Genomic DNA, 25,440 nt, shown 5'->3' with positions numbered 1-25,440 from the left:
TCATGAGCCAATCAAATGTAACACCAGCTCCTGAAGCCGCTCCATCTGCATGGCAGCGTTTTAAAGAGTCGGACTTCTTGTATTACTTCAAGCGCGACAAAGTGGCGATGGCAAGTTTTACGGTCTTTATGATGTTCTTAGTGTTGGCATTAGCTGCGCCAATTCTAGCTCCGACTGACCCGTATGATCTGACGTCTATCGACATCATGGATTCAGAGCTACCACCGTCTTGGATGGAAGAGGGCGATGAGCGTTTTGTTCTTGGTACTGATGAGCAAGGCCGTGATATTTTATCGACCATTCTTTACGGTTCTCGTCTGTCTTTGACGATCGGCTTTTTAGCCGTCGGTCTTCAGTTGATTTTGGGTATCATCATTGGTTTGTCGGCGGGTTACTTCGGTGGTCGTATCGATAGCTTCTTGATGCGTTTTGCAGACGTACAGTTGTCATTTTCGACCATGATGGTCGCGATCATCGTGTCAGCTATCTTCAAAGCCAGCTTTGGCAGTGATTTTTACAGCCAATACGCGGTGGTGATGCTGGTGGTGATCATCGGTGTGGCTGAATGGCCGCAATACGCACGTACCATTCGTGCTTCAGTACTGGCTGAGAAGAAGAAAGAATACGTAGAAGCGGCGCGTGTGATGGGCTTTAAAGCTCCGCGAATCATGTTCCGTCACATCCTGCCGAACTGTCTATCACCAATCTTGGTTATCTCGACGGTACAGGTAGCGAATGCGATCATGTCGGAAGCGGCACTGTCATTCCTAGGTTTGGGTCTTCCTGTTGATCAGCCGTCACTAGGTGCGCTGATCAGCATCGGCTTTAACTACATCTTCTCAGGTGCATGGTGGATTACTGCCTTCCCAGGCATCGTGTTGGTTACACTGGTTCTGGTTATCAACTTATTGGGTGACTGGTTACGAGATGTATTCAACCCGAAACTGTACAAAGGTTAAGAATTTTCCCGCCAAGCGTTGTAAATTCGCTTAATTCCTTCCTAAACTGAGAGCCGGATGCAAATTCCGGCTCTTTTTTTGCTAGTTATTCTTTGTTCACATTTTTTGGCGCTTTGCCGCCATAATGACCTTACCCACTAATTTAGAGTGAAGTGTATGGAAATGAAGAAGGCACAACACCCATCTCGTATCTTCCAAGCAAGCCTAGCTTTCGGCTTGTTGCTGGTATGCGCCCAGTTTTCTAGCCCAGTATCGGCGGAGGAGTTCCTTTGTCAAGCTACTCAAGCGAGCGAGAAAGAACTGCCGATGCTTGAGAAAACGTGCCCAATTGGTAACGGAGTATGGGGAAAGAAAGTGCCGCAAGGAGGCAACTACCTCTACTGGATTCAATGCGGATTACTACCAAAGCCAATGTCACTCGCGAAAGCAAAGCCGCTTTACAGCAAGATTACGACCGACGTGTGGATGAAGCCGGAGTCCAAAGGTTATCGCTGTTTGATTGGGCCTTATAAAGATCTGTCTGATGCGAGGGGAGATTTGCGGGGAGTCAAAACCTTGTCGAATTACAAAGAGGCTTTCATCCGCGTGGTTGGAAAAGAGAATAAACAGTCTACGACACCATCTAAACCCGCTGTGCCGTCGAAATCAGCCGCATCTTCGGTTAAGCCAACACCGACGGTGACCCCGAAATCCGCGCCAGTTCCTGCCGTGCGAGCTGATACCGACGCCTTTACAGCGCCGGCAGAGAAGTCAAAGACCAAGGCAAAAAATACACGTGATAATTCTTCGTCCAAGCCTGTTGCTAAGACCAAAGCGAAGCCAGTTGTGAGCGGGAATGATGACATTGAAGTTCGGTTGAGAACCTCCTTACAAGGCAAAACGTACGTGGTGCCATATTTACTCGATCACCACAATCAGTTTTACATGGAATACGGCAAGCCGTGGAATCGTCTCAACTACGAAAACTCGCAAAAAGTATGTCAGCAACTGGGTATGAGCTTAGCCAGCCCTGCAGAATTCAAAGTGTTGAGGGCGTCTGGTGTGATGGAAAAAAATCAATGGCCACTGCAACTGCCGTATTGGGGCAAAGATAAGAAAGGTTTGTTCGCAGATCGTGAGCCAAACCAGCTCACCGGAACCTCATTATTGAACGTAGTGTGCGTGAAATAACGACTCAAATATTGCGGTCAAAAGATAGAAGAAAGCCCCGAGTTCGGGGCTTTTTTGCGGTCTCAAATATTATCGCTATTTGAGTGGCGTTTCTTTGTGACAGTTGGAGCAGATATACACTTCTTTGATGCCGACCAAGCGTTCCCAAAGCGTTCTGCGTCTTCTACGCAAATGCACGCTATCACAGCAAGGGTTAACGATGGTTGCTTTAGTCATCATCGCCAGGCTCCAAAATCGGGAGTGAACTCGCGATGCTTGTCATGGCTTCTTTGTTGTGAGAGTACAGACCATATTCCGGCGCGGATTCATGACCGTTTTGCTCTTTACTCCAACGAATACCGATGTAGAAGTCACCAAAATCACGGTTGATGTAACGATGACGAGTTTTGTAATCTGACTCTGAGCCTGTTTCTTTTAGAATCAGCAGCTCACGGCCTTCATCATTCTGGATTTCCCAATTACCTGGAGTTTGGAATCCTGTTGGCATGAACGACGTGTAGTTGTAAGTATCAGCGTTGTACTCGTACGTACCTGACGAGTATTTCAGGACTTTGTCGTCGCCCGAGCCTTTACTTTCTACCATCAAGTCATGCTCTACCGTGCCGTGTTTGATGTGTTCTGCAACCGAAAGTGATTCTGCGAATGGTGTATTGCTTGAATCCATCCAGAACAGCTCATCATCTGAGATTTTAACGATCATCTGAGTGCCGTTATGCTCGGTTGTGTGCTGGTACAGCATTTCATACTCTTCGCCGTAGCTGTTGTATAGCTTGCCGTCTTTCAGCTCGACGTCTTCACAGTCTTTATTGTGGTATTCCGCGTAACCAGTTTGTTGGTCCAGATCGGCAAGAATAGCGTAGGCATCGTGTTCCCATGTGTTTTCTAGGAAGTCGCTGATGCTCGCTTTGTACTCTTGATTCATCTCATCATGGTTTGAGCCCCAGCAGAATAGTAGGCCTTCAGAGTCTTGCATCAACATGGCATAGCCGATTTCACCGTCTTTTTGAGCGAAGCTACCCATTTTCCATTCTTGACCGTTGAAGTGCTCGTGAGTGAAGCCCAAAGTCGGTACTACTGGTGGTGGCGTTACGCCTTCGATAACCGTTGGCATGCTAAGCGCAATCTGTACCGCGGTATGGCCATCTGTTGCGCTAATCGCAAGTGCTGCACCAGCTTCGCTCGCTTTTGTCGGTGTGCCTTTAATGGTGACAATCGCATTACCATCCTCAGATACTGTTAGACCTTCAATGTCCACATAGTCCGCTGAGTAGTCGGTGATATGACCGTCTTTATCTTGGAACAAGCTAGAAATATCGAGCGTTTGTTCAAATACTTCACCTTGTTGTAGGTACCAACCATCAACGATGGACTGTAGATGCGCTTGTTCTGTTTCTACAACCGTTGGTGGTAAGTTTGCCGATTCGATTTCGAACTTAAATACGGTGCTTACCGTACCCAAAACCTTACCTGAAGAATCAATGTCTTGCGCCGTTAGGACGATCTCAAAATCACCAGCTTTTTCTACGATAGCAGTCGGATATAGAACAATCAGGTTGCCAGTTTGCGCAACTTCAATGCCTGTGCCTGCTAAGTTGTGCGTCAGTTTGGTTGTCACAAGGTTTTGGTCTTTGTCTGTGAAAAGACCTTCAATGTTTAGTTCAACGCCATCAAAGCCTGCGCCTTGTACGATTTTTGGTAATTTGCCAAGCTTATCTTTAGCAGCCTCTTCGACGGTTTCGTTTACGGTTAGCTTGTTATTGATTGCCGTTTCAGGTGCTAAGTTGTCGCTATTTGGGGTCGTGTCAGTGATGATTGGGCGTAGGCTTGCATCATTGATGTTTTCGCCGGATGCGATAAGACGATCGACTTCTTGGTTTGCCGCTTGAGCAAATTCAGTGGCCTTTTTCTCGTAGTTAGCTGGGTTTTGCGCTTTTGAGTCGGTCAGAATCTGAGCGGTTTTATGTAGTTCGGCGTTTTTTGTCGCACCTTCAACAAAATCACTGTACAGATCAATTGGTGCTTCTTCTGAGCCTCCTAGCGCTTGGTTTACCTTGGCTTTTGCGTCTTCTTCACTAATGGATGGATCTTTTGCCATTTCAATCGCAACAAGGTCTGTGATAGGTGAAATCACGTTTGACGATGTTGGTGCACGGAACACGATTTCGTGGGCCATGGCTTGGCCTGGATGATCCATATCAATCGTGTATTTGCCAGCGTACTCTTTAGCATCCAAAGCGATAAGCTGTTTCTGCTTTGCACCGTTTGGTGCAATGGTCTGCAGTGCTAGAGTTTTTTCTGGTTTTGCATCCAATTTAAGCTGACCTTTCTCATCGGTCAGACCAAGGAATGTTTCTTGAGTGTCCCATTGGCCGTTGTTGTTCGTATCTTCAAAAACAACTGCATGTTTGAAGTAGCCGTCAAAGCCTGTGATCACAACACCGTTGTTAGCACTGTTTGAACCACCATCTGAACCGCCACAGCCAGTAAGAGCGATAGCCACTGACGCTGCTAATAAACTCACCTTATTCATTATTCATTTGTCCTTGTTTCGTTTCCGAATGAGAAAGTCGCTTTTTTATTGTTTTTATCTTTCAATCTCACTAGTGAGATTGAAGAGAGTGGTGTCTTTTTAATGACTATTGAGCCTAGGTTCAAGACACGAAAAACCGCATAAAACCCGTAAAATTTATTTCTATTTTTTGTCTATGATGGAAAATTGATAATTTGATCACGGTTCCAGTTTTATTTTGGGGATGATTGTTTTGCCAAAATAACCACCTGTAAAGAAAGGTCTATTGGGTGTCGCTAAGGACAGGGGCGTGATAAATCATGTTGATCTTAAATTCCTCAACGCGATCAGCAAATTGAGGGTGAGGTTTAAGCACATAACTGTAGACTTCGCCTGGAATGAATATGTCGTAATCTGTGTATTCAAGGTTGTAAAACATAAATGTTCGTTGCCAGTAATCATCTGGCCATTCAGCACAATGTATTGGAGTTACGCCGTCAAAATCCATTGAGCTAGAGATAATATCGGCAAACTCTCCTCGCCCCGCTACGATAGAGCTGTACCAATAAAATAAATAATCATGACAAAATAGGTCATGTTGATTTGATTTCATATTGAGATCAGAGTCCAGCTTGTGCACTGGTTCGTTACCCTGAACACTTCTATCAAATATGTAGTTGCTAGCAGTCCCGTTTATGTAACCCCCTCCTGAAATGGGAAAGAGGTAGTCAAACAACGTTCCTTGATATTCGTACTCACCAGTGTGGACATTGATGCGTTTTTCCATCGATTGCTTGTTTTTTTGCATGGTGTAGCTTTCGAATTGTTTGCCATCAAACACGGTAGTGAAGTAGTTCTGAGTCTCTTTATGAACCTGAGATGCGTATACCTTTTTGGTGGTCCAAATTTGGCGTACGCCGTGGACATAAACAATCAACGAGTCATCACTGATTTTGTACTCACCCACCTTTTTTAAGTCTCCCTTTTCAGGACACTGGTGTTTGTTGTTTGAGGCGGCATAACGTACCTCGTCATCCTCAAACTGAAACGTTTCGCAATACACCACTTCATACGAGTACGCGGTACCGCCAAGATTTTGCGTCGTCTCCAAGCGATAGACAGTGTCGCCAATTAACGGGTGTTCCGTGTCATTGTGACCTGGAGTGACAACAGGCAACTCAAAACGTGTTGTGACCCACGCATGGTCGCTGTCGCCGTGGTAATCATCACGCGCCGCTACCGCCAGGTATGTGGTGGTTTTAATGTTCTCTGGTGCACCTAGCACCATCATTTGTCCTTGGTTTAGCACCCTTAATCCATTGGCGTTTTCGAGCCAAATCCGAGTGGTGAGGAGATCACCATCCGGATCTTCAAACAGTTGGTTAAGATTGAGCGAATAGCTAATCGGAGAGTTTTGGTTGAGCTCCCAAGCATAAATAATGGTTTGTAGCTGTTGTTCCACCGTGAGGTTGATGATGGGTTTATTGTTCTCTGATGGGTCCTCTTTTGAGCGGCTGTCTTCATAACCCACAGACGAGTCGTAAAAAGAGCCGTCTTCTGTAGTATGAAATGGATTCGTAACTGGCCCTGGTTGTCCTAAAATGGCAGAGTTGAAGGCGTCATCACCGTCTTTTTTGTGGGCGTTATCCAACGCAGAACCTGTCAACGCTTGCTTTACTTCAACTAAAGATGTGCGCTCATATTGACGATGTGTTCGCGTGGTTGATTGGCTCGTGCTGTCTGATGAGTCCGCCGCGGATGCCAAGCTGGATTCGTCTGACATGCAGTATACGCCGAGCAAACCGACGCAGATTGCGCCGATTATCCAAAACTTTTTGCTTATCATTACGCGAGCGCCATTCGTGATTGCAACCAACTGCGAGAGAATTTTAGGTCTTTCTCTATTAAGCTCGCGCTGCACTCGAGCAGTTCACTGATTTCTTGGTTTTTCATTCCCATTAAATACTTGAGTTTGAGTGCACTTGATTGGCGTGGGTAACGGCTACTAAAGTTATCCAGAGCTTTATCCATGATGATCAATTGTTCGAAGCGATCTTCTTCATCTCTCATCAATGTGATGTGTTGACGCTTTTGTGCTTGGTGCGAGCGTGCGTTATCGATCAAGATTTGACGCATCACTTTGGCGGCCATCAAAAAGAAATCACGTTTTGTTTCAATTTTACTCATGTCGCAGTTGGACATCTTCAGGTAAGCATCATGAATTAATGCCGTGGTGCTGTTGACGCTATCGGCCAATACTTTGTTATCGGTGCCGTACTTTTCCGCGTTTCGTTCACGCTCGTGTTGGGCGATCTTACGTAACTGCAAATACGCAAATTGGTAGAGCTCACTCTCAGCTTGTTTATCACCAGATTGCCATTGTTGAATGATTTGTGTCAGTGCTACTGCTGTTGCCATGGTTATACATCCTCGCTCACTTTGACAAATTCAGAAATGGTGTGGGTTTCAATGCGATCAGAGCCGTCTCGGTTGCGGAGAACATCTTGTTGATAGCGATATAAAATGCCTTGTTCCCAAGTTGCGCCAGCGGGCAGATATTCCCAAGTGGTGTAATTGATCTCGGCAGGGGTCGTTGACCAACGTACCATGACATTCATTTGCGCAAGCTCGGCTTTGGGTTCGTCATTGTTGACCCACCACATGTCCGCATACTCATGGGTGACATCTTGGGTGTATAGGCTTGCGTCGGTTGGACAGGTGTCTGCATTGTGCGGCAGTCGCATGACTTGTTGGTGGCGCATCAATAGGCACGATTGTGTCATGGACTGCTGGTGGTATTCGGTTTGCTGCCACACGCCGAGGTAGTCAATGTCGTGTTCGCTAGTATTGGGATACGTAAACCACAGCATTTCTGTACGATTGTGGTGGTGGATGTTTTTTTTACGCCCAAGGCCTTGTACTTTTTCCATCAGTAGCTCAGTACTTGGATCAAAGTTGAGTGCAACGGAGCGGTATTTCCAGTCGCCTTCATCATCAAAGTCTTCGAGAGAGAAACCATTCAAGTCGTTGCGGGTGCACCCAGTGATTGAGCAACCGACGATATTAAACCAATCCGCAAACTTGCTTATCGGTTCGACAACATCTTCCGTGATAGGGTGCTTCATCGAGAGGAAGCAACCTTGAAAATGGTCGCCAACGCTTGGGTGCTCAATCAATGAATCTTTGGTGATGGTGAATCGAGTTTCACCAAACGGAGGGCGATATTTAGGATGATGTTGATAACGTAAATCGTAAGCACAAGCGCGGCCTTGCCAATCTTTCTTTTTGATCACGATGTTTTTGAATGTCATGCCGCGAGGTTCGAAGATGATCTCATCTGAGGCAAAGTTTTTCTCAATGTACAGCTGGCTTTCGTTTAAGTGCTCAATTGCCTCATCGACAGACACCCAGTCGAGATTGAGGTGACGTTTGGCGTCATCCAGATAATTGAGGTCAAGGCCCTTGAGCTGGTTTTGAAAGCGAGCATCAGACAACACGCGGTTGGCTAAGACAATTTCCTTACGATTCTCAGGTGTGCTGTCGAGAGAGAGCAGCAGGCGCGTCATATTGATGCTACGACTGGGTTTGGTTGTTGCCATCGTCGGTGTAAGCACTTCTTGGCTCGATAAGGTTGTCAGCAGATAACCTTTATCATCGTTGCCAAGGAAGAAGCTAATCACATCACCAGGTTGGTAGTGAAATGCCCCTTGTTGGGTAACGCCAGTGATATTGGAACTGGTTTTGTAATACAAGCCAGTCACTGGCGCATCGATAAAGTAGCCTTGCCTCAAGGTTGAAGTGGGCGGGTGTGAAGTAGCAGCAGAAGTGTCTGCTGCTAACGTGGAGGTAGCCGTCAGTGCAGACAGCCAAAATACCACTGAACGTGTATACATCTTGTTTTAAGCCTTATTGGTTGGTGCTGTCCTCAGACGCACAATTTGGCTGACAACTCATTGGAGTAGTTAGGTGCTTCTTTGGCACCGGTGTCATCATCGCCAACAACATTTTTTGTTTTATGTGTTTGGGGATATCTGGATTAGAGAGTATCCGCCTTCGTGTTAACTCCATCATGGAGCTCACTGAGAGGTGTTCGACATTCTGCCCCTTCGCGTGGAAGATAAGGCGAGTCATTTCGTACATCATATCTTCTGCAATCTTCTTCTCTTGTTGCAGTTGGATATTCTTTTGCATCATGGCGCTGCCAAATAGCACACCTGATAGCACGATGATGCCTGACAATGCAGAAGCAAGAGGGCGCCGTTGCACCAAGCGAAAGGCGCTATACAAAGGCCAGTGTTTTTTCTGCTCGATAGGGCGACGTTCGATAATTCGCTCGATATCAATGCGTAGCGCTCGCACATCTGGGTATCGCACTTGGGTGGCTGGACGCGTCGCCCGTCTTATCACCCAATACACATCAGACCAAACCGCTGGTGACGGAAACATCAACGCGAGGATTTTGCCCAATGAATAAACATCGCTTTGCTCTGTCAGTACTTGTCCTGCCTGCTGCTCAGGGCTGGCAAAATTTTGGCTAAACGCAATCAGTGCCGAGGGTGCTCCCTCTCGGGTGGAGTGCGCTTTTTGAGTCAAGTTGAAGTCGAGCAGTTTGGGTCGTTTGCTACGATCAATCAGTATATTTTCTGGTTTTAGATCGGCATGCAAAACATGATGCTGGTGGGCGTGCTCCATCGCCTGACAAATCTGCTTAAACAGCAGCAGTTTTTCTGTCTTTTCCAGCTTATTTTCTGACAGGTATTCATCTAAGGTTTGACCAAATACCCGCTCCATCACGATGTAAACTGAATCTTGATGAAGGCCGCCATCAAACACTTTCGCTATGTATGGATGGTTTAGGCGCGCGAGCAGTTGTGCCTCATCGAAGAGTGCACGTTGTCCCAGCACATTACTCAAATTGCTTTGAATAAACTTGATGGCCAGATCTTGTTCGAACGTTTCATCTGCACGTAGGGCGGCGTAAACGACACCCATGCCACCGCGACCCAACTCATGAGTTAGGCGATACTTACTGATGACTTCTCCGCTTAGATCGACGTCTCGGTTCGTAGCCTGGTGAGCACCAAAGTAAAGTAACTGCGTTAGTTGTTCTTCAGGTGTCTCGTGGGCTAAAAGAGGAACGAGTTGTTGATACAGCTCAGGTTGACTTTGTTGCAATGCTTGGAGGTATTGCTGCTTTTGGGAGTCGTCCAGATCAAGCAAGTGATAGTAAATCTGGGTTTCGCTAGAGCCTAACTGCACTGTGCCTAATGTCTTATTCTTTTAGGTACGGCATTTTATAAGAACTTTGATATAAATGTCATTTATTTATTCGGCTTTGACTCACAATGTATGAAACGCAATTTGGTGGCTAATAGAATAATAACGTCATGATTTTGCGAATTATTTTCACTGAGCTTGTCGACAGAGAGTCTATTCGTCATAATGTTACTTGTAACATTACTGATAAATCACATATTTATGGCTCAACAGAATAAGAAAACTCGCACGACATTGCAGGATGTCGCAGACCAAGTTGGCGTCACGAAGATGACGGTTTCACGTTATATGCGTAACCCTGAATCGGTGGCAGAAAAGACTCGGGCCAAGATTGCGACTGCGATTGAAGAGATGGGATACATCGAAAACCGCGCCCCCGCTATGCTGTCAAAGTCGTCCAGTAAAGCCATTGGTATTTTACTGCCCTCATTGTCCAACCAAATTTTTGCTTCCTTTGTTCAGGGCATCGAGATGGTGACCAAAGCCAATGGCTATGAGACGCTTTTAGCGCATTTTAGCTACGATGAGCTTGAAGAAGAACGCAAGATCGCGTCATTACTCTCTTATCAGGTCGATGGACTTATTCTAACCGAAAGCCATCACACGCCGCGTACATTGCAGATGATAAAAAATGCAGGGATCCCTGTAGTGGAAACCATGGAACTACCACCAAAGCCGATTGATATGGCGGTTGGGCTCGATCATGAAGATGCCTCGTACACGGCGGTTAAGCAGATGCTAGATTCAGGTAAGCGCACAATCGTTTATTTTGGGGCGCGTTTGGATACGCGAACCAAGCTGCGTATGCAAGGCTATGATCGCGCGATGACGGAAGCAGGGCTAGAACCTAAGCACGTATTGACGGGTGATCACTCTAGCTTCTCTTTAGCGCATGATTTGCTTGAACGCGCGCTAGAAACTCACCCAACGCTTGATGGCGTATTCTGTACCAACGACGACATCGCGATAGGGACCATGCTGAGCGCGCAACAACGTGGCATTCAAGTTCCGCAGCAGCTGGCGGTTGTGGGCTATAACGCGCTGGATATTGGTCAAACCATCAGCCCGAAACTGACTAGCGTCGATACACCGCGTTTCAAAATCGGTGAAAAGAGCGCAGAGCTTTTGATCGCGCGTCTGAAAGGTGAAGCGCAAGAAGAAAAAGTGGTTGATATGGGGTATCAAATTACCTCAGGAGAGAGTGTTTAACTCGCAGTTATCCGCTCTCTGTATTCGCTCATCAATGGTATTGGCAGGTTAGGGTATGGCACATCAGCTGGATGCATTGGATCTCAACTTAATGCGTTTATTAAAGGCCGTGGTGGAAAACCGCAGCATCAAGCTGGCCGCGATGCAGTTGGGCATTTCTCAACCGAGCGCCAGCCGCGGCGTGATGAAGCTTAAGCAAGTGTTTGATGACCCGCTATTTGTGCGTAAAGCGCATGGGGTAGAGCCATCTCCCATGGCGATTCGCCTTGCTGCCGAATTCGATAACATGATTGCACCACTGGAAAAAGTGGTGCAAGAGTTTGAAGTATTCGACCCTCAGCAATACCAAGGGCAGATCGCGATTGTAACCGACCCTTATTTGATGGATGAACAAGGGCAGCGATTGCTAACTGGCTGCCATCGAGCGTTCCCTAAAGCGCACTTTGCCTTTTCCAGTTGGAACAGTTACTCGCACGATGAAATGTTAGAGGGTGAGCACGATTACTGCATTCTAGACCAAGAGACCGAGCTGTCGAAAGACATTTATATGCGTCCGTTGTTTGTTGAAAAACGGGTGATTTTGGCACGTAAAAACCACCCGACTTTGTCGAAAGTCAGCAATGATTGGGACACGGTCTCCAAACTGCCTCTGGTGTCTCTGCCTGCGCCCGCCTCGTATAAACCACTTTGTACCGTGGAGTCCGAATATCGTCGTATGGGCTATGAGCCTGTGGTGTTACTTAAATCCTATAATTTGCGTGTGGCGTGCCAAATGTTGCAAGAAACCGACGCGATTATGTATGCCAGTCAAAGCTCAGCAGTATTGATGCCGGAGCTGGACTCTTACGCTATGCCTTTGGTCAACCGTGAGTTTAGCCAGTTTGTCGTCTCTGGCGGTTTCTTACAAACCAATCGCAACCATCCTTTGCACCGACACTTACATAAAGTGGTTCGCCAAACTCTGAAGACGCCATTAATTTTCGCACAGTGACGACTGATGATTGTCTCGCGTCACCGAGATTCTCTACATAAGATAACCATGAAGAAAATATGTGATTACATAGACAACTCGATCCTATAGATATTCAAAAATGAATATCTCAATTACCTGTCTCTTTTTCCTGCTCAGCGCTAATCTTATCTCAAATAGTCAGGAGAAGTGGCTCATTTTTATCTTTTTAACTTTTTGAATGTCGATACAGATGCGTGACATTCACCATTCTCCGTTATGCAGTTTTTTAATTTCTGATGGAGGATTCATCATGCTAGTTGCACGTCTATTTTTATTGCTCGCCATCGTTGCCGAAGTAGCAGGCACCAGCACCATGTCTTTTATCGGACAAGGTCATGGATGGTTGGGCTACATCGTGATGTACGTATTGATTGCGGTGTCGTACTACTTCCTCTCGATTGCAGCGAAAAAGATTTCTATCGGCGTGGCATACGCTGTTTGGGAAGGGTTGGGTATCTCATTGATCACGGTCGTTTCGATCGTGTTGTTTGATTCTGACTTAAATACCCAAGAGCTGCTTGGTTTGATGTTAGCTGTCATCGGCATCGTTTGTGTGACTTTAGGTGAGTCACACGGTCAATCTAACACCAAGAAAAACGTCGATAAACCGGCAAAAGAACGTTCATCTTCTACAAGTGTAAGGTGTGAATCATGAGTCAATTTTTTACGATGTCATTTGGATTTGTCGTGATGGCTGCCTTGGTCGATATCATGGCCAATATGGCGCTGACACGCTCAAAAGGTTTTAAATACAAAGGCTGGGGCATTGCGGCGATTGTGTTGGTACTAACAGCATTCACGCTGTTGGCACAAGCGGTTAAAGAGATCGATTTAGCCATTGCTTACGCCTCTTGGGGCGCGATCGGTATCTTGGGTACCGCAGTGGGTGGTGCCTTGCTGTTTAAGCAGAAACTCAAGCCAATCGGCTGGTTTGGTATCTTTGTGGTGATTGCTGCGGTCGTAGTGATGAAGACCGCTTGATGTAATTTACTGAATGCTAGATATCGTCATTCTGAGCAGCAAGAGACGAGCGTGATTCAGAATCTACCAACAAAAAAATGCTGTGGAAGAGGTGTTTTCTCTTACTTCACAGTACGTTGATAGTAGATTCCTGATCTCGCTTAGGCTCGTCGGAATGACGGATTCATTAGTTTATTGAAAAAGAAAAATGACCAATCCCACATCTCGTCATTCTGAACAGCGAGGGACGAGCGTGATTCAGAATCTACCAACAAAAAAGTACTGTGGTAGAGGTATTTTATCTGGCTTCACAGCACGTTGATAGTAGATTCCTGATCTCGCTTAGGCTCGTCGGAATGACGGACTAATTCGTTTATTGAAAAAGAAAAATGACCAATCCCACATCTCGTCATTCTGAACCGCGAGGGACGAGCGTGATTCAGAATCTACCAACAAAAAGTGCTGTGGCAGAGGGGTTTTCTCTGGCTTCACAGCATTTTGCTATTAGATTCCTGATCTCGCTTAGGCTCGTCGGAATAACGGATTCATTCATTTATTTAAAAAAGAACAGTGACCAATCCCACATCTCGTCATTCTGAACCGCGAGGGACGAGCAAGGTTCAGAACCTACCAACAAAAAAGTGCTGTGGCAGAGGGGTTTTCTCTGGCTTCACAGCATTTTGCTATTAGATTCCTGATCTCGCTTAGGCTCGTCGGAATGACGGACTAATTCGTTTATTGAAAAAGAAAAATGACCAACCCTAAAGTTCGTCATTCTGAACAGCGAGGGACGAGCGTGATTCAGAATCTACCGACAACAAAGTGCTGTGGTAGAGGTGTTTTCTCTGGTTTCACAGCACGTTGATATTAAATTCCTGATCTTGCTTAGGCTCGTCGAAATGACGAGTCTTTCTTCTCGCCTTAAACAATGAAGCTTGCGCCTTCTTCTGCGCTAGAGACGTTTTGGCGGATCACGCTAAACAAGCCTCGTCCCCAGGTTTGTTGGGTAGATTCGGTGTCGAAATGAATCAACTCGCGACCAGTGGTATCGCTTAAGTTGTTCAGTTCGCCCGCTTGGCAATCCAGGCGAATCAAATCGCCGTTGCGCACCAAACCAATCGCGCCGCCACGAATGGCTTCTGGAGAAACATGAATCGCAGACGGAATTTTACCTGACGCGCCAGATAAACGACCGTCAGTAACCAGCGCCACTTTAAAGCCCGCTTTTTGCACGTTACCTAAAATTGGCATCAGCTTGTGCAGTTCAGGCATGCCGTTTGCCGCTGGGCCGTTGTGTGTGACCACAACGATGCAATCTTTGTTCAGCTCACCACGTTTGTACGCGGCTTCCACTTCGTGTTGGCATTGGAATACGATCGCTGGTGCAACAATCACGCGTTGCTCTTCTTTCACCGCAGACACTTTCACCACGGCTTTGCCCAAGTTGCCAGTCAGCACGCGAGTGCCGCCAGTGTTTTGGAACGTGGCGTCTGGTTTGGCGATCACGTCACCGTCTTGGCTGCCTTGGCACGGTGTCCAAGTCAGTTGTCCATCGACAAGACTCGGTAGCGTCATTTGGTCTTCAAATTCACCAAACACGGGTTTCACATCGCGATGCAAAAGCTCGGATTCGTTCAAGCGGTACAATAACGCTGGCACGCCACCCGCATCTTGGAACGCGTTCATATCGGCTGGGCCGTTCGGGTAAACGCGAGCTAACAAAGGAACCACATCCGACAGATCGCTGATGTCTTGCCACGTGAGCAAGATGCCAGCAGCACGCGCCACGGCGATCATATGAATGGTGTGATTGGTACTGCCGCCAGATGCGAGTAGAGCGATGATGCCGTTGACCAAGCTCTTTTCTGTGACCACTTCTGCCAACGGACGGAAGTGTGCAGAACCCGCCGTCATTGAGGCGATTTTCAGAGCCGCGTGATCGGTTAACGCTTTACGCAGTTGGGTATGGGGATGAATGAATGCCGAACCTGGCAGCATCAAGCCCATGGCTTCGAACACCAACTGGTTGGTATTGGCGGTGCCGTAAAACGTACACGTCCCCGCAGAGTGGTAAGCGCGACACTCCATATCCAGCAGGGCGTCTTTGCCGACTTCACCCGCTGCGTATTTTTGGCGCACGTCGACTTTCTCTTCGTTGCTGATGCCCGTTGCCATCAGACCCGCTGGTACAAACGCAGTCGGTAGATGCGCGTAAGACAGCGCGCCCATCAGTTGCCCCGGGGCGATTTTGTCACAGATACCAAGCAGTAATGTGGCATCAAAGACATTGTGACTCAAAGACAACGCCGTTGATTGCGCAATTAAGTCACGCGAAAACAGCGACATATCCATGCCTGCTTGACCTTGAGTCACCCCATCGCACATCGCTGGCACACAACCTGCGACTTGCGCCGTATGGCCGTAGTCCGCCAGCACTTGTTTGATTTGCGCTGGGTAGTCTTGGTACGGCTGGTGGGCGCTCAACATGTCGTTGTAGGCGCTGATCAGCGCGACATTGGCATGAGTAAAATCGAGAATATTTTTCTTTTCAGAAGAGCAAGATGCGGCGACTGCATGAGCTAAGTTACCACAAGATAAACCAACACGGCCTTTGCCAGCTTCGGCTTGCACTTCGGTGCGAGCAAGAAACGCAGCGCGCGCTTCACGGCTGCGCTCGGTCAAACGTTGTGTGACCTCAAGAACAACAGAGTGAGTCATTACGCCACCTCGATCGCTTGCATTTTGGTTAGCTCAGCGGCAGAGCGTTCCACCACGTCGCTGATGTCTCCGTCGATACTGACGATCAGAGTTTGAGGCTCGTTGTCTGGGCGCTCTAGCGTCTCGAATTGGCTCTTCACCATGTTTTCTTTCATGAAGTGGCCTTTGCGCATACGCATGCGATTTAGGATCAACTCCATATCGCCATCAAGGAACAGGAAGGTCACGTTGTCGTTGCCTTCGCGGATCTGATCGCGGTAAATCTTTTTCAGTGCTGAACAGACAATAATGCCGTGTTCGTTTTTGCTTTCTAGGCTGTACGCCGCATCACGAATGCGTTCTAGCCATGGCTTGCGATCATCATCGTTCAGAGGCTGGCCCGATGCCATTTTCTGAATGTTCGCTCGTGGATGAAGATCATCACCATCAATGAATTTACGCCCTAGCTTTTTCGCTAGATGCTCACCAATTGTGCTTTTACCACTAGCACAAACGCCCATAACGATGACACTACTACCAGCCATAACTTATCCTCATAACCAAATTTGCGCGTGATCTCAATTTTTGAATTCACTTTAAAATATGGGTTTATCTTATTCATGTTATCGGTAACATGTTACCGGTAACTGAAATAAATGTGAACCATAACACAAACAATAATTCTTAAAGGTGAACCTATGGAGCAATTAACCCAAGCCCCAGATCCTACGTTCCTACTGACGATTGCAGGCCTTGCCATTGCAGCGTTACTCGTTCTGATCATTAAACTGAAAGTCCATGCTTTTGCTTCCCTTACTATGGTGAGTTTAGGCACAGCAATCGCCACTGGCGTTCCTTCTGAGAAAGTCGTATCGACCATGATGGGCGGCTTCGGCGGCACACTGGCTTCCGTGGCATTGCTGGTTGGTCTTGGTGCGATGATCGGTAAAATTCTTGAAGTGACTGGCGGTGCGAAAGTGCTGGCAGACACTTTGATTGGTCGCTTTGGTAAAGAGCGCGCACCATTTGCTTTGGGCGTCGCTTCATTACTGTTTGGCTTCCCAATCTTCTTCGATGCTGGCCTTGTAGTGATGATGCCAATCATCCTAAGTGTGGCGGCTCGTTTTGGTGGCTCACCAATTAAATACGCGTTGCCTGCTGCCGGTGCTTTTGCGGTTATGCATGCGTTTGTTCCACCACACCCAGGTCCGGTTGCAGCGGCAGAATTTCTTGGCGCAAACATCGGTCTGCTATTGGTGGTGGGTATTTTGGTTGCTATTCCAACTTGGTACCTTGGCGCTTACCTATTTGGTTTGTACGCGGGCAAAAAATTCGATATCCCACTATCTAAAGCCTTCTTTAATGGCGAAGCGATGGTGGATGAGCGCAACGCACCAAAATTTGGCACGGTTATGACCATCCTTGTGCTGCCAGTCCTGCTAATCTGTTTGGATACGGTATTGAACACACTGGCGGTTGCAGGTTTGATTGATGGCAAAACGGCACTGGTTGAGTTCCTACGTATGCTAGGTAAAACTCCAGTCGCGTTGCTGATTACTTTGATTGTCTGTCTGGCTGTGTTTGCCAAAGACTACGGCATGGCAAAACTAGAAAAATTGTGTGGTGAGTCATTGGCTCCTATCTGTGGCGTTATCCTAGTAACGGGTGCAGGTGGCATGTTTGGCGGCGTACTGCGTTCAAGCGGTATTGGTGATGCACTGGCTGACGTTCTTACAGACACAGGTATGCCTGTGATTGTGGCGGCGTTTGTGATTTCAACCTGTCTGCGTGTTGCTCAAGGCTCGGCAACCGTAGCGCTAACCACGACGGCGGCTCTTATCGCGCCAGTTGTGGCAGCATCAACAGGTTTGAGTGAACTAGACCTTTGCTTTATCGTAATCGCGATTGCGGGTGGTGCAACGGTACTGTCTCACTTCAATGACTCTGGTTTCTGGTTGGTCTCTCGTCTGCTTGAGATGGATGAGAAAACCACATTAAAAACTTGGACGGTAATGGAAACGTTACTTGGCGGTATCGCGTTTATTATCGTCGCAACATTAAGCTTTATTCTTTAGAGGTTCCCCATGACAACACTTGAACAACGATTAAGAGAAATCAAAATCGTCCCAGTTATCGCAATCAACGACGTAGCACACGCTCTGCCACTGGCAAAAGTGTTGGTAGAAAACGGTTTACCATGTGCTGAAGTAACATTCCGCACCGAAGCGGCGGCGGAGTCGATTCGCATCATGCGTGAAGCGTACCCAGAACTGTTGATTGGCGCGGGCACCGTTCTGACCACAGAACAAGTGGATATCGCAATCGAAGCGGGCGTGGACTTTATCGTTAGTCCAGGCTTCAACCCAACTACAGTGAAATACTGTCAGCAACGTGGTGTGACTATCGTACCGGGTGTAAACAACCCAAGCTTGGTTGAGCAAGCGATGGAAATGGGTCTGCGTACGTTGAAGTTCTTCCCTGCTGAGCCATCAGGCGGCGTAAACATGCTGAAAGCACTCACGGCGGTTTACCCAGTGGAATTCATGCCAACAGGTGGCGTAAGCCCATCTAACGTGGAAGATTACCTAGCGTTGAAATCGGTTGTGGCTTGTGGCGGTACGTGGATGGTGCCAACCGCAATGATGGACAACGGCGATTGGGAAGGCATTGCTGAATTGGTTCGCGCAGTTAAGTAAAACGCACAAACGGCTCCGAAATACCCCCGAACGTTAGAAAAAAAAGGGTCATCAAGTTACTTGATGACCCTTTTGCTTTTGGAATGAAGTGGCTTTAGAAGTGATGCTTCATAAAGCGCTTAATAAAGCGAATGAAATCGGCTTCGGCTAGCTTCGCGCACTTCAATGTTTGGGCGTGAGACAGTTCTACATCTCCCAAGCCTTCTGCCATGTTGGTGATCGCGCACACTGCCAATACGGGTAAGCCGCAATGCGCCGCAGAAATCACTTCTGGCACGACCGACATGCCCACTACATCACCACCGATGATTTGCATCATGCGGATTTCGGCTGCGGTCTCAAAGTTGGGGCCTGTGTAAGAGACAAACACACCTTCATTCAGGTGAATGCCATTGGCTTTGCCGACTTCAAACGCTTCTGCACGCAGGTCTTTGTCGTACGCATTGGCGAGGCTGAAGAACCTCGGGCCGTACTCTTCATCATTCGGACCGATCATTGGCGACTCAGGCATGGTATTGATGTGATCATGAAATACCACCAGAGAACCGACATCAATACGCTCAGGGCGAAGTGAGCCTGCCGCGTTGGTGACGAGCAAAAACTCACAGCCCAGTTTTTTAAAGGTGCGCACGGGCGTGGTCATGACCTTCATTGAGCCGTGTTCGTAGTAGTGACCGCGACCTTTCATGCACACTACGTCTACGCCGCCCATGGTACCAAGTACCAACTCACCAGAGTGGCCTTGCACGGTGCTAACCGGAAAGCCTTCGAGCTCTTCGTATGGAATGACCACTTTGTCTTGTAGTTCGTCTGCCAATACGCCTAAGCCAGAGCCTAAAATAAACGCCGCTTTAGGTTGGAAGTTTGGTTTGCGTTCGCGAATGGTTTGTAGCGTGCCGATTACTGGATCGTGATTCATGTTAGTCACCTTCTGGTTGTGTGTTGATTCCATTGTGTGACTTTCTGCGCGGGTTATCTTTGCTTTATTCGCTACTATCATCCTTAAAAAGAGGATGATGAAACTCGCTAGGACTCAATGTATGAAGTTAGAACCATTTGAGCGCGTGACGCTGAAGATGCTGCGTTACTTTTACGAGGTCGCACAAACCAAGCATTTCACTAAGGCGGCCGAGAACCTCAATATCACCAATTCGCCGTTGAGCAATCGCATCAAAGAGTTGGAAGAAGTGCTTAACGTCAAACTGTTTGAGCGTGATTCAAGAAACGTCATGCTAACGGAGGCCGGACGATTGTTGGAGTCCAAATGCCAACTGATTTTTCAGACCTTGGATGTCTCGCTCAATCAAGTGCAGCAAGTGGGGTTGAACCAGAGAAACATCCTGCGAGTCGGTGTGGTAAGTAGCGCATTTTGGGGCGGATTTGATCGTCTGTTACAGCGCTTCCATGCTGAGCATGACACTTATCACGCCGACATTTTTGACCTCAACCCAGAGACGCAAAAGAAGCATCTGAGCGAGAAGAAAATCGATGTGGGCATTGTGCGTTTTGCCGATGCACTCAACATTTATCCGTATCAGTCGGTGTCTTTGGGCAAAGATGTGTTTGTGGTGGCAGTGTCGGAGCAACATGAGTTAGCCAGCAAATCTTTGCTGCGGCTCCAAGATTTAAAGACGTGTGAGTTTGCGTTTATGAGTTTGGCGAATTCTGCCTCGGCAAACTTCATCATCAATGCCTGTCTGCAAGAAGGCTTTTCACCCCATATTGGCAAACAAGTGGTGGAGCCAAGCACCTTGATGGCGTATGTAGCAAACAGCAATACCGTGACGTTGGTGCCGTCGACGTTTTCTCAGCATCATTGGCATGGGATTCGTTTTATTAAACTGAAAGAGTCACTGCGTGCAGACTTATGTCTGATTCATGACGGTAAGCAGGAGAGTGCTATCAAAGCCGAGTTTATTCGCACGTTATTGGAGAATGCGAGTTAAGCATGGGATAACAAAAAAAGGTCATCCTAAGATGACCTTTTCAAATGATTCGCTGAAATCAGCGATGCGATTAGCGCGTAATTAACGCATCGTTACGAACTCTTCAGAGCCCGTTGGATGGATAGCCACAACAGAGTCGAAGTCTGCTTTGGTTGCGCCCATCTTCATTGCTACGCCGAAGCCTTGGATCATTTCATCTACCGTGAAACCGATGCCGTGTAGACCAACAACCGTTTCTTCTTCGCCCGCACATACAAGCTTCATCTTACATGGTTGGCGGTGCTTAGTAACGGCGGTGTACATCGCAGTAAAGCCAGATGTGTAGACTTTGATGTTGTCTTTGCCGTACTTCTCTTCCGCTTCTTGCGTTGTAAGACCGATAGTGCCGATTGGTGGGTGGCTAAATACCACAGTTGGTACCAAATCGTAGTCCATCTTCGCGTTTGGTTTATTGTTGAACAAACGCTCAGAAAGTTGACGACCCGCTTTCACTGCTACTGGCGTTAGCTCGATACCGCCTTCCATGATGTCACCCACACAGTAGATGCCTTTCACGTTGGTTTCTTGGTACTCGTCTACTTTGATGTAGCCTTTTTCGTTCGTTGCCACGCCGGTTGACGCTAGGTTGATTGCGTCTGTCGCTGGGTGACGGCCGATTGCCCAGATCAGTTGGTCAACGTTTTGGCTTTCACCGTTTTCTAGGTGCAGAGTTAGGCTGCCATCGGCTTCTTTTACCACTTCTTTTGGTACAGAGTGGGTGTGCAGTTTTGGACCTTCTGCGTCCATCACTTCAACCAACGTATCGATGATCATTGGATCGAAGCTACGTAGTGGAGACTCTTTACGTACGAACAGGTGCGTTTCTGTACCTAGCGCGTGCAGTACGCCAGCAATTTCAACTGCGATGTAGCCTGCGCCCACAACCGCAACGCGTTTTGGTTGCTCTGCTAGGTCGAAGAAGCCGTTTGAATCGATGCCGTATTCAGCGCCTGGAATGTTTGGAATAGTAGGACGACCACCAACCGCGATCAGGATGTGATCTGCTGTGTAGTGTTCACCGTTTACTTCGACCGTTTTTTCGTCAACAAACTTAGCAAAGCCTTTAATCACGTTTACTTTGTTGTTGCCAAGAACGCGATCGTAAGATTGGTGAATACGACCAATGTACGCCTGACGGCTCTCAACCAGCTTGCTCCAGTCGAAACCTTTCACGTCGACATCAAAACCGTAATCTTCTGCGTACAGGTTCATTGCTTCTGCGATTTGTGCGCCGTGCCACATCACTTTTTTCGGTACACAACCTACGTTTACACAGGTACCGCCAAGGTCTTGAGCTTCGATTAGCGCAACTTTCGCGCCGTACATCGCCGCACGGTTTGCAGATGCGATGCCGCCACTGCCGCCACCGATACAGATATAGTCAAAATGAGTCGCCATTACTTTCTCCAAGAGCTTATAAATTTTATCTGGTACATAGATAGATTGGGATGACCTTGCCCGAACTCAATGCCACCGTTATCCCACTATCATAAATCGAATGTAACGAATTCCTAAATGGGAAAAAGCGACATTACTTATGACAAATAGCGATGAGAGGCACAAAAAGAAGAATAAGCGCGATGAGAGAGCAAAGTTGAGAGTATAAAAAAGCGCAACGAAAATGTCGTTGCGCTGAGAGGTTTCGGTGCAGAAGTACTTACTCTGGCACAATCCAGTCCACTTTCCAGTGGCCGGTGGCTGGTGCGATCGCGTCTTGCAGGAATGGCAGAATCTCTTTCATCTGGCTTTCCAGTTTCCACGGCGGGTTAATCACAATCATGCCGGATGCCGTCATGCCGCGCTCGTTGGTATCGGGTGCGACACCTAACTCGATTTGCAGAATTTTACGAATGCCCAGTGCTTCCAGGCCCTCAATCATATCTTCGATGTCGTGACGGTTTACCACTGGGTACCAAATCGCGTAGATACCGGTTGCCCAACGCTTATGGCTCTGATGAATCGCGCGCACCACATCGCGGTACTCTTTCGCGAGCTCGTATGGTGGGTCAATCAGCACCAAACCCCGACGCTCTTGTGGCGGTAAGCTTGCTTTTAGGCGTTGGAATCCGTCCTCTTTGAAGATGCTCACTTGGCGATCGCGATGGAATTCTTGCTCTAACAATGGGTGATCGGCTGGGTGCAACTCGGTCAGCACCATGCGATCTTGTGGGCGGATTTGCGCGCGCGCCACACGTGGTGAGCCTGGGTAGTAACGCAGCTTCTCGCCGTTGTTGAGCACTTTGATGGCATCGATGTAGCTTTTGATGTCTTCAGGAATGTTTGGGTTATCCCAAATACGAGCGATGCCTTGCTTGTATTCGCCCGTTTTTTCAGACCATTCGTGAGTCAGATCGTAACGGCCCACACCCGAGTGGGTATCGTGATAAACGAATGGTTTATCTTTTTGTTTCAGCGCATCAAGAATGAGGCTTTGAACGATGTGTTTGACCACGTCGGCATGGTTTCCGGCGTGGAAGCTGTGGCGGTAACTTAACAAATTAAACTCTCGAAACACTCTTTGGCTGAGTGTGGTCTGTGATTTTCACTCTATGGCGGTATTATACTCAAGTAACTTAAAGATGTAGAACTTCCAATCAAATCTGTTCCTCTGATAAGGGGACGCTATTGAAATTTCTTTAAGTCACCCACACTTACTATTGGTAATCGAATTGAACTAGGTGAGTTTCTCGTGCTCAAAGAGTGTGAAATCTCATTTAGGTATAACAAGACTCAAGGACAGAGTAGCGCTCGTTGACTATATGGTCATCGCAGCATAGAGAAAGGGAACGGAGCTCCCCCAATCCATGTTGCTGGCTCGTCTGTACATTGAGTTGGCCTATCTACACAAAATAGACAGGCAATCACAGAGTCAAAACACAAAAGGAATTATTCATGTCTAATCCTCTTCTGACGTTTACGGACTTACCTCCGTTTTCTCAAATTAAACCAGAACACATCAAGCCAGCCGTTGAACAAGCGATTGCTGACTGCCGAGCGAAAATCGATGAAGTTCTAAAAGATAATGCTCACCCAACTTGGGACAGTGTGATTGCGCCAATTGAAGAAGCGGATGACCGCTTAAGCCGCATTTGGTCGCCAGTGGGTCACATGAACTCCGTGGTGAACAGCGAAGATCTGCGTGAAGCGTACGAAAGTTGTTTGCCAATTTTGTCGGAATACGGCACTTGGGTTGGTCAGCACAAAGGCCTGTACGAAGCGTACAAAGCGATTAAAGCCAGTGATGCATTCGCAACGCTGACTCGCGCTCAACAAAAAACCATCACCGATGCGTTACGAGACTTTGAGCTATCGGGTATTGGTTTACCATCCGATGAGCAGCACCGTTACGGCGAAATCAGCAAGCGCATGTCTGAGCTCAGCTCTAAATTCTCTAACAATGTACTGGATGCCACCATGGGTTGGACCAAGCACATCACGGATGAGAAAGACCTTGCTGGCATGCCAGAATCGGCGCTGGCAGCAGCGAAAGCCGCGGCAGAAGCAAAAGAGCTCGATGGTTACCTCATTACGCTGGATATCCCATCTTACCTACCTGTCATGACGTACTGCGACAACCAAGAGTTGCGTAAAGAAGTGTACGAAGCGTATGTGACGCGCGCTTCTGATCGCGGTCCAAATGCTGGTAAGTGGGACAACTCAGAAATCATTACTGAGCAACTGAGACTGCGTCACGAAATTTCACGCATGTTGGGTTTCAATACTTACAGCGAGAAATCGTTAGCAACGAAAATGGCCGAAACGCCAGATCAAGTGTTGGGCTTCTTGAATGACCTAGCGACACGTGCGAAACCGCAAGGTGAACGTGAAGTCGAGGAGTTGCGTCAGTTTGCGAAAAGTGAGTTTGGCGTTGAAGAATTGAATGTGTGGGATATTGCTTACTACAGCGAGAAACAAAAGCAGTACTTGTTCCAAATCTCGGATGAAGAACTGCGCCCGTACTTCCCAGAGTCAAAGGTTGTCAGTGGTCTGTTTGAAGTGCTAAACCGCGTGTTTGGCATGACAGTTACTGAGCGCGAAGGCGTGGACACTTGGCACGAATCTGTGCGTTTCTTCGATATCTTTGACGCTGAAGGCGCACTGCGTGGCAGTTTCTACTTAGATCTCTACGCACGTGAGCACAAACGTGGCGGCGCGTGGATGGATGACTGTCGTGGTCGTCGTATTACGCTCTCTGGCGAACTGCAAACGCCGGTGGCTTACCTAACGTGTAACTTCAACCGTCCAGTGGGCGACAAGCCAGCACTGTTTACGCACGATGAAGTTGTGACACTTTTCCATGAATTTGGTCACGGTATCCACCACATGCTGACGCAAGTCGAAACTGGCGCGGTATCAGGGATTAATGGCGTACCTTGGGATGCGGTTGAATTGCCAAGTCAGTTCCTGGAAAACTGGTGTTGGGAAGAGGACGCGCTTGCGTTTATTTCTGGTCACTATGAGACAGGCGAGCCGTTGCCAAAAGCGATGCTAGATAAGATGCTCGCGGCGAAGAACTTCCAGTCGGCGATGGGCATTTTGCGTCAGCTAGAATTCGGTTTGTTCGACTTTACTCTGCACACCGAATACGACCCAGAAGTGGGTGCACGCGTTTTAGAAACGCTGGCGAAAGTGAAAGAGAAAGTCGCGGTGGTTCCAGCTGTTGAGTGGGCGCGCTTCTCGCACAGCTTTGGTCACATCTTCGCTGGTGGTTACAGCGCGGGCTACTACAGCTATCTGTGGGCTGAAGTGCTGTCATCAGACGCGTATTCTCGCTTTGAAGAAGAAGGTATCTTCAACAAAGAAACGGGTCAAAGCTTCCTGAATAACATCCTAGAAATGGGTGGCAGTGAAGAGCCAATGGAGCTGTTTAAGCGCTTCCGTGGTCGTGAACCACAAATTGATGCGCTATTGCGCCATTCTGGTATTGCAGCGTAAGCGCACGCTGTCTTTCCAAAAATACTAAGGC

General features: G+C 47.7%; 21 protein-coding genes. 10 read left to right on the top strand and 11 right to left on the bottom strand.

Features of this window, described 5'->3' with window-relative positions; genetic code table 11:
* Positions 1 to 2 precede the first annotated feature (2 nt).
* Both NDJ01_RS18295 and NDJ01_RS18290 read left to right on the top strand, forming a co-directional pair.
* Positions 3 to 959: an ABC transporter permease gene (locus tag NDJ01_RS18295; protein WP_005394358.1), complete on the top strand. Its 957-nt coding sequence runs from the start codon at positions 3 to 5 to the stop codon at positions 957 to 959.
* A 156-nt stretch (positions 960 to 1,115) separates the two neighbouring features.
* Positions 1,116 to 2,129 carry an SPOR domain-containing protein gene (locus NDJ01_RS18290; protein WP_258587108.1) on the top strand — a complete coding sequence of 338 codons (1,014 nt, stop codon included), beginning with the start codon at positions 1,116 to 1,118 and terminating at the stop codon, positions 2,127 to 2,129.
* Between the two features lie 75 nt (positions 2,130 to 2,204).
* Here NDJ01_RS18290 and NDJ01_RS18285 read toward each other — a convergent pair whose 3' ends face one another.
* The 6 genes from NDJ01_RS18285 to NDJ01_RS18260 all read right to left on the bottom strand — a co-directional run bounded on the left by NDJ01_RS18285 (position 2,205) and on the right by NDJ01_RS18260 (position 9,897).
* Complete coding sequence (locus NDJ01_RS18285; protein ID WP_012841245.1) at positions 2,205 to 2,348, bottom strand: hypothetical protein; 144 nt, start codon at positions 2,346 to 2,348, stop codon at positions 2,205 to 2,207.
* Positions 2,338 to 4,659 carry an acid phosphatase gene (locus NDJ01_RS18280; RefSeq protein WP_258587107.1) on the bottom strand — a complete coding sequence of 774 codons (2,322 nt, stop codon included), beginning with the start codon at positions 4,657 to 4,659 and terminating at the stop codon, positions 2,338 to 2,340. Before NDJ01_RS18280 ends, NDJ01_RS18285 begins: the two co-directional genes overlap by 11 nt.
* Before the next feature lie 262 nt (positions 4,660 to 4,921).
* On the bottom strand, positions 4,922 to 6,481 hold the full coding sequence (locus NDJ01_RS18275) for a hypothetical protein (RefSeq protein WP_258587113.1): 1,560 nt from the start codon (positions 6,479 to 6,481) through the stop codon (positions 4,922 to 4,924).
* Between the two features lie 2 nt (positions 6,482 to 6,483).
* A complete protein-coding gene (locus tag NDJ01_RS18270; protein ID WP_258587106.1) occupies positions 6,484 to 7,056 on the bottom strand; it encodes a sigma-70 family RNA polymerase sigma factor in 573 nt (190 codons plus the stop codon).
* Positions 7,057 to 7,058: 2 nt separating this feature from the next.
* Positions 7,059 to 8,531 (bottom strand): chromosome partitioning protein ParA, encoded by a 1,473-nt coding sequence (locus tag NDJ01_RS18265; protein ID WP_258587105.1) that lies wholly within the window; start codon positions 8,529 to 8,531, stop codon positions 7,059 to 7,061.
* A gap of 13 nt (positions 8,532 to 8,544) precedes the next feature.
* Positions 8,545 to 9,897 carry a serine/threonine-protein kinase gene (locus NDJ01_RS18260; RefSeq protein ID WP_085343348.1) on the bottom strand — a complete coding sequence of 451 codons (1,353 nt, stop codon included), beginning with the start codon at positions 9,895 to 9,897 and terminating at the stop codon, positions 8,545 to 8,547.
* A 219-nt stretch (positions 9,898 to 10,116) separates the two neighbouring features.
* On the opposite strand from NDJ01_RS18260, the gene NDJ01_RS18255 reads away from it, so the two are divergent.
* From NDJ01_RS18255 to NDJ01_RS18240, 4 genes are all read left to right on the top strand, one after another.
* Positions 10,117 to 11,124, top strand: coding sequence for a LacI family DNA-binding transcriptional regulator (locus tag NDJ01_RS18255; protein ID WP_005394370.1), 1,008 nt, complete (start codon positions 10,117 to 10,119; stop codon positions 11,122 to 11,124).
* A 55-nt stretch (positions 11,125 to 11,179) separates the two neighbouring features.
* Positions 11,180 to 12,115 carry a LysR family transcriptional regulator gene (locus tag NDJ01_RS18250; RefSeq protein WP_182019122.1) on the top strand — a complete coding sequence of 312 codons (936 nt, stop codon included), beginning with the start codon at positions 11,180 to 11,182 and terminating at the stop codon, positions 12,113 to 12,115.
* 271 nt (positions 12,116 to 12,386) lie between these two features.
* Positions 12,387 to 12,791 (top strand): SMR family transporter, encoded by a 405-nt coding sequence (locus NDJ01_RS18245; RefSeq protein WP_258587104.1) that lies wholly within the window; start codon positions 12,387 to 12,389, stop codon positions 12,789 to 12,791.
* Positions 12,788 to 13,117 (top strand): SMR family transporter, encoded by a 330-nt coding sequence (locus NDJ01_RS18240; RefSeq protein WP_005478614.1) that lies wholly within the window; start codon positions 12,788 to 12,790, stop codon positions 13,115 to 13,117. Before NDJ01_RS18245 ends, NDJ01_RS18240 begins: the two co-directional genes overlap by 4 nt.
* 900 nt (positions 13,118 to 14,017) lie before the next feature.
* On the opposite strand, the gene edd is transcribed toward NDJ01_RS18240, so the two are convergent.
* Both edd and NDJ01_RS18230 read right to left on the bottom strand, forming a co-directional pair.
* Positions 14,018 to 15,814 (bottom strand): phosphogluconate dehydratase, encoded by a 1,797-nt coding sequence (gene edd / locus NDJ01_RS18235; RefSeq protein WP_258587103.1) that lies wholly within the window; start codon positions 15,812 to 15,814, stop codon positions 14,018 to 14,020.
* Entirely contained in the window at positions 15,814 to 16,338 is a 525-nt protein-coding gene (locus NDJ01_RS18230) for a gluconokinase (protein WP_046874172.1), read from the bottom strand. The genes edd and NDJ01_RS18230 overlap by 1 nt, the downstream gene beginning before the upstream one ends.
* Before the next feature lie 153 nt (positions 16,339 to 16,491).
* Here NDJ01_RS18230 and NDJ01_RS18225 point away from each other — a divergent pair, with 153 nt between their 5' ends.
* Together NDJ01_RS18225 and NDJ01_RS18220 are read left to right on the top strand one after the other, a co-directional pair.
* Positions 16,492 to 17,868 carry a GntP family permease gene (locus tag NDJ01_RS18225; RefSeq protein WP_005478622.1) on the top strand — a complete coding sequence of 459 codons (1,377 nt, stop codon included), beginning with the start codon at positions 16,492 to 16,494 and terminating at the stop codon, positions 17,866 to 17,868.
* Between the two features lie 9 nt (positions 17,869 to 17,877).
* Positions 17,878 to 18,489: a bifunctional 4-hydroxy-2-oxoglutarate aldolase/2-dehydro-3-deoxy-phosphogluconate aldolase gene (locus NDJ01_RS18220; RefSeq protein WP_005394384.1), complete on the top strand. Its 612-nt coding sequence runs from the start codon at positions 17,878 to 17,880 to the stop codon at positions 18,487 to 18,489.
* Positions 18,490 to 18,583: 94 nt separating this feature from the next.
* Here the strand turns inward: NDJ01_RS18220 and xapA are convergent, their stop codons facing one another.
* Positions 18,584 to 19,408, bottom strand: a complete 825-nt coding sequence (gene xapA, locus NDJ01_RS18215) for a xanthosine phosphorylase (protein WP_069487972.1) — start codon at positions 19,406 to 19,408, stop codon at positions 18,584 to 18,586.
* A 121-nt stretch (positions 19,409 to 19,529) separates the two neighbouring features.
* On the opposite strand from xapA, the gene NDJ01_RS18210 reads away from it, so the two are divergent.
* Positions 19,530 to 20,435, top strand: a complete 906-nt coding sequence (locus tag NDJ01_RS18210) for a LysR family transcriptional regulator (RefSeq protein WP_031849948.1) — start codon at positions 19,530 to 19,532, stop codon at positions 20,433 to 20,435.
* A gap of 81 nt (positions 20,436 to 20,516) precedes the next feature.
* On the opposite strand, the gene gorA is transcribed toward NDJ01_RS18210, so the two are convergent.
* Positions 20,517 to 21,872 (bottom strand): glutathione-disulfide reductase, encoded by a 1,356-nt coding sequence (gene gorA, locus NDJ01_RS18205; RefSeq protein ID WP_005379157.1) that lies wholly within the window; start codon positions 21,870 to 21,872, stop codon positions 20,517 to 20,519.
* Between the two features lie 259 nt (positions 21,873 to 22,131).
* Positions 22,132 to 22,971: a 23S rRNA (adenine(2030)-N(6))-methyltransferase RlmJ gene (locus NDJ01_RS18200; RefSeq protein ID WP_005394390.1), complete on the bottom strand. Its 840-nt coding sequence runs from the start codon at positions 22,969 to 22,971 to the stop codon at positions 22,132 to 22,134.
* Positions 22,972 to 23,366: 395 nt separating this feature from the next.
* Between NDJ01_RS18200 and prlC the strand changes: the two genes are divergently transcribed.
* A complete protein-coding gene (prlC, locus tag NDJ01_RS18195; protein ID WP_257082790.1) occupies positions 23,367 to 25,409 on the top strand; it encodes an oligopeptidase A in 2,043 nt (680 codons plus the stop codon).
* Positions 25,410 to 25,440 lie beyond the last annotated feature (31 nt).

Origin of the sequence: Vibrio sp. HS-50-1, from assembly GCF_024747315.1 — a bacterium.
Taxonomy (GTDB): Bacteria; Pseudomonadota; Gammaproteobacteria; order Enterobacterales; family Vibrionaceae; genus Vibrio; species Vibrio diabolicus.
Note: the sequence above shows the minus strand (reverse complement) of the source record. Positions and strands in the feature narration are given on the sequence as shown.

Excerpts from the sequence above, each read along its gene's own strand:
- NDJ01_RS18265 (WP_258587105.1), bottom strand. The coding sequence starts at position 8,531 with ATGTATACACGTTCAGTGGTATTTTGGCTGTCTGCACTGACGGCTACC.
- gorA (WP_005379157.1), bottom strand. The coding sequence starts at position 21,872 with ATGGCGACTCATTTTGACTATATCTGTATCGGTGGCGGCAGTGGCGGC.
- NDJ01_RS18255 (WP_005394370.1), top strand. The coding sequence starts at position 10,117 with ATGGCTCAACAGAATAAGAAAACTCGCACGACATTGCAGGATGTCGCA.
- NDJ01_RS18270 (WP_258587106.1), bottom strand. The coding sequence starts at position 7,056 with ATGGCAACAGCAGTAGCACTGACACAAATCATTCAACAATGGCAATCT.
- xapA (WP_069487972.1), bottom strand. The coding sequence starts at position 19,408 with ATGAATCACGATCCAGTAATCGGCACGCTACAAACCATTCGCGAACGC.
- NDJ01_RS18290 (WP_258587108.1), top strand. The coding sequence starts at position 1,116 with ATGGAAATGAAGAAGGCACAACACCCATCTCGTATCTTCCAAGCAAGC.
- NDJ01_RS18210 (WP_031849948.1), top strand. The coding sequence starts at position 19,530 with ATGAAGTTAGAACCATTTGAGCGCGTGACGCTGAAGATGCTGCGTTAC.
- NDJ01_RS18225 (WP_005478622.1), top strand. The coding sequence starts at position 16,492 with ATGGAGCAATTAACCCAAGCCCCAGATCCTACGTTCCTACTGACGATT.
- NDJ01_RS18245 (WP_258587104.1), top strand. The coding sequence starts at position 12,387 with ATGCTAGTTGCACGTCTATTTTTATTGCTCGCCATCGTTGCCGAAGTA.
- NDJ01_RS18250 (WP_182019122.1), top strand. The coding sequence starts at position 11,180 with ATGGCACATCAGCTGGATGCATTGGATCTCAACTTAATGCGTTTATTA.
- NDJ01_RS18230 (WP_046874172.1), bottom strand. The coding sequence starts at position 16,338 with ATGGCTGGTAGTAGTGTCATCGTTATGGGCGTTTGTGCTAGTGGTAAA.
- prlC (WP_257082790.1), top strand. The coding sequence starts at position 23,367 with ATGTCTAATCCTCTTCTGACGTTTACGGACTTACCTCCGTTTTCTCAA.
- NDJ01_RS18280 (WP_258587107.1), bottom strand. The coding sequence starts at position 4,659 with ATGAATAAGGTGAGTTTATTAGCAGCGTCAGTGGCTATCGCTCTTACT.
- NDJ01_RS18285 (WP_012841245.1), bottom strand. The coding sequence starts at position 2,348 with ATGATGACTAAAGCAACCATCGTTAACCCTTGCTGTGATAGCGTGCAT.
- NDJ01_RS18295 (WP_005394358.1), top strand. The coding sequence starts at position 3 with ATGAGCCAATCAAATGTAACACCAGCTCCTGAAGCCGCTCCATCTGCA.
- edd (WP_258587103.1), bottom strand. The coding sequence starts at position 15,814 with ATGACTCACTCTGTTGTTCTTGAGGTCACACAACGTTTGACCGAGCGC.
- NDJ01_RS18240 (WP_005478614.1), top strand. The coding sequence starts at position 12,788 with ATGAGTCAATTTTTTACGATGTCATTTGGATTTGTCGTGATGGCTGCC.
- NDJ01_RS18220 (WP_005394384.1), top strand. The coding sequence starts at position 17,878 with ATGACAACACTTGAACAACGATTAAGAGAAATCAAAATCGTCCCAGTT.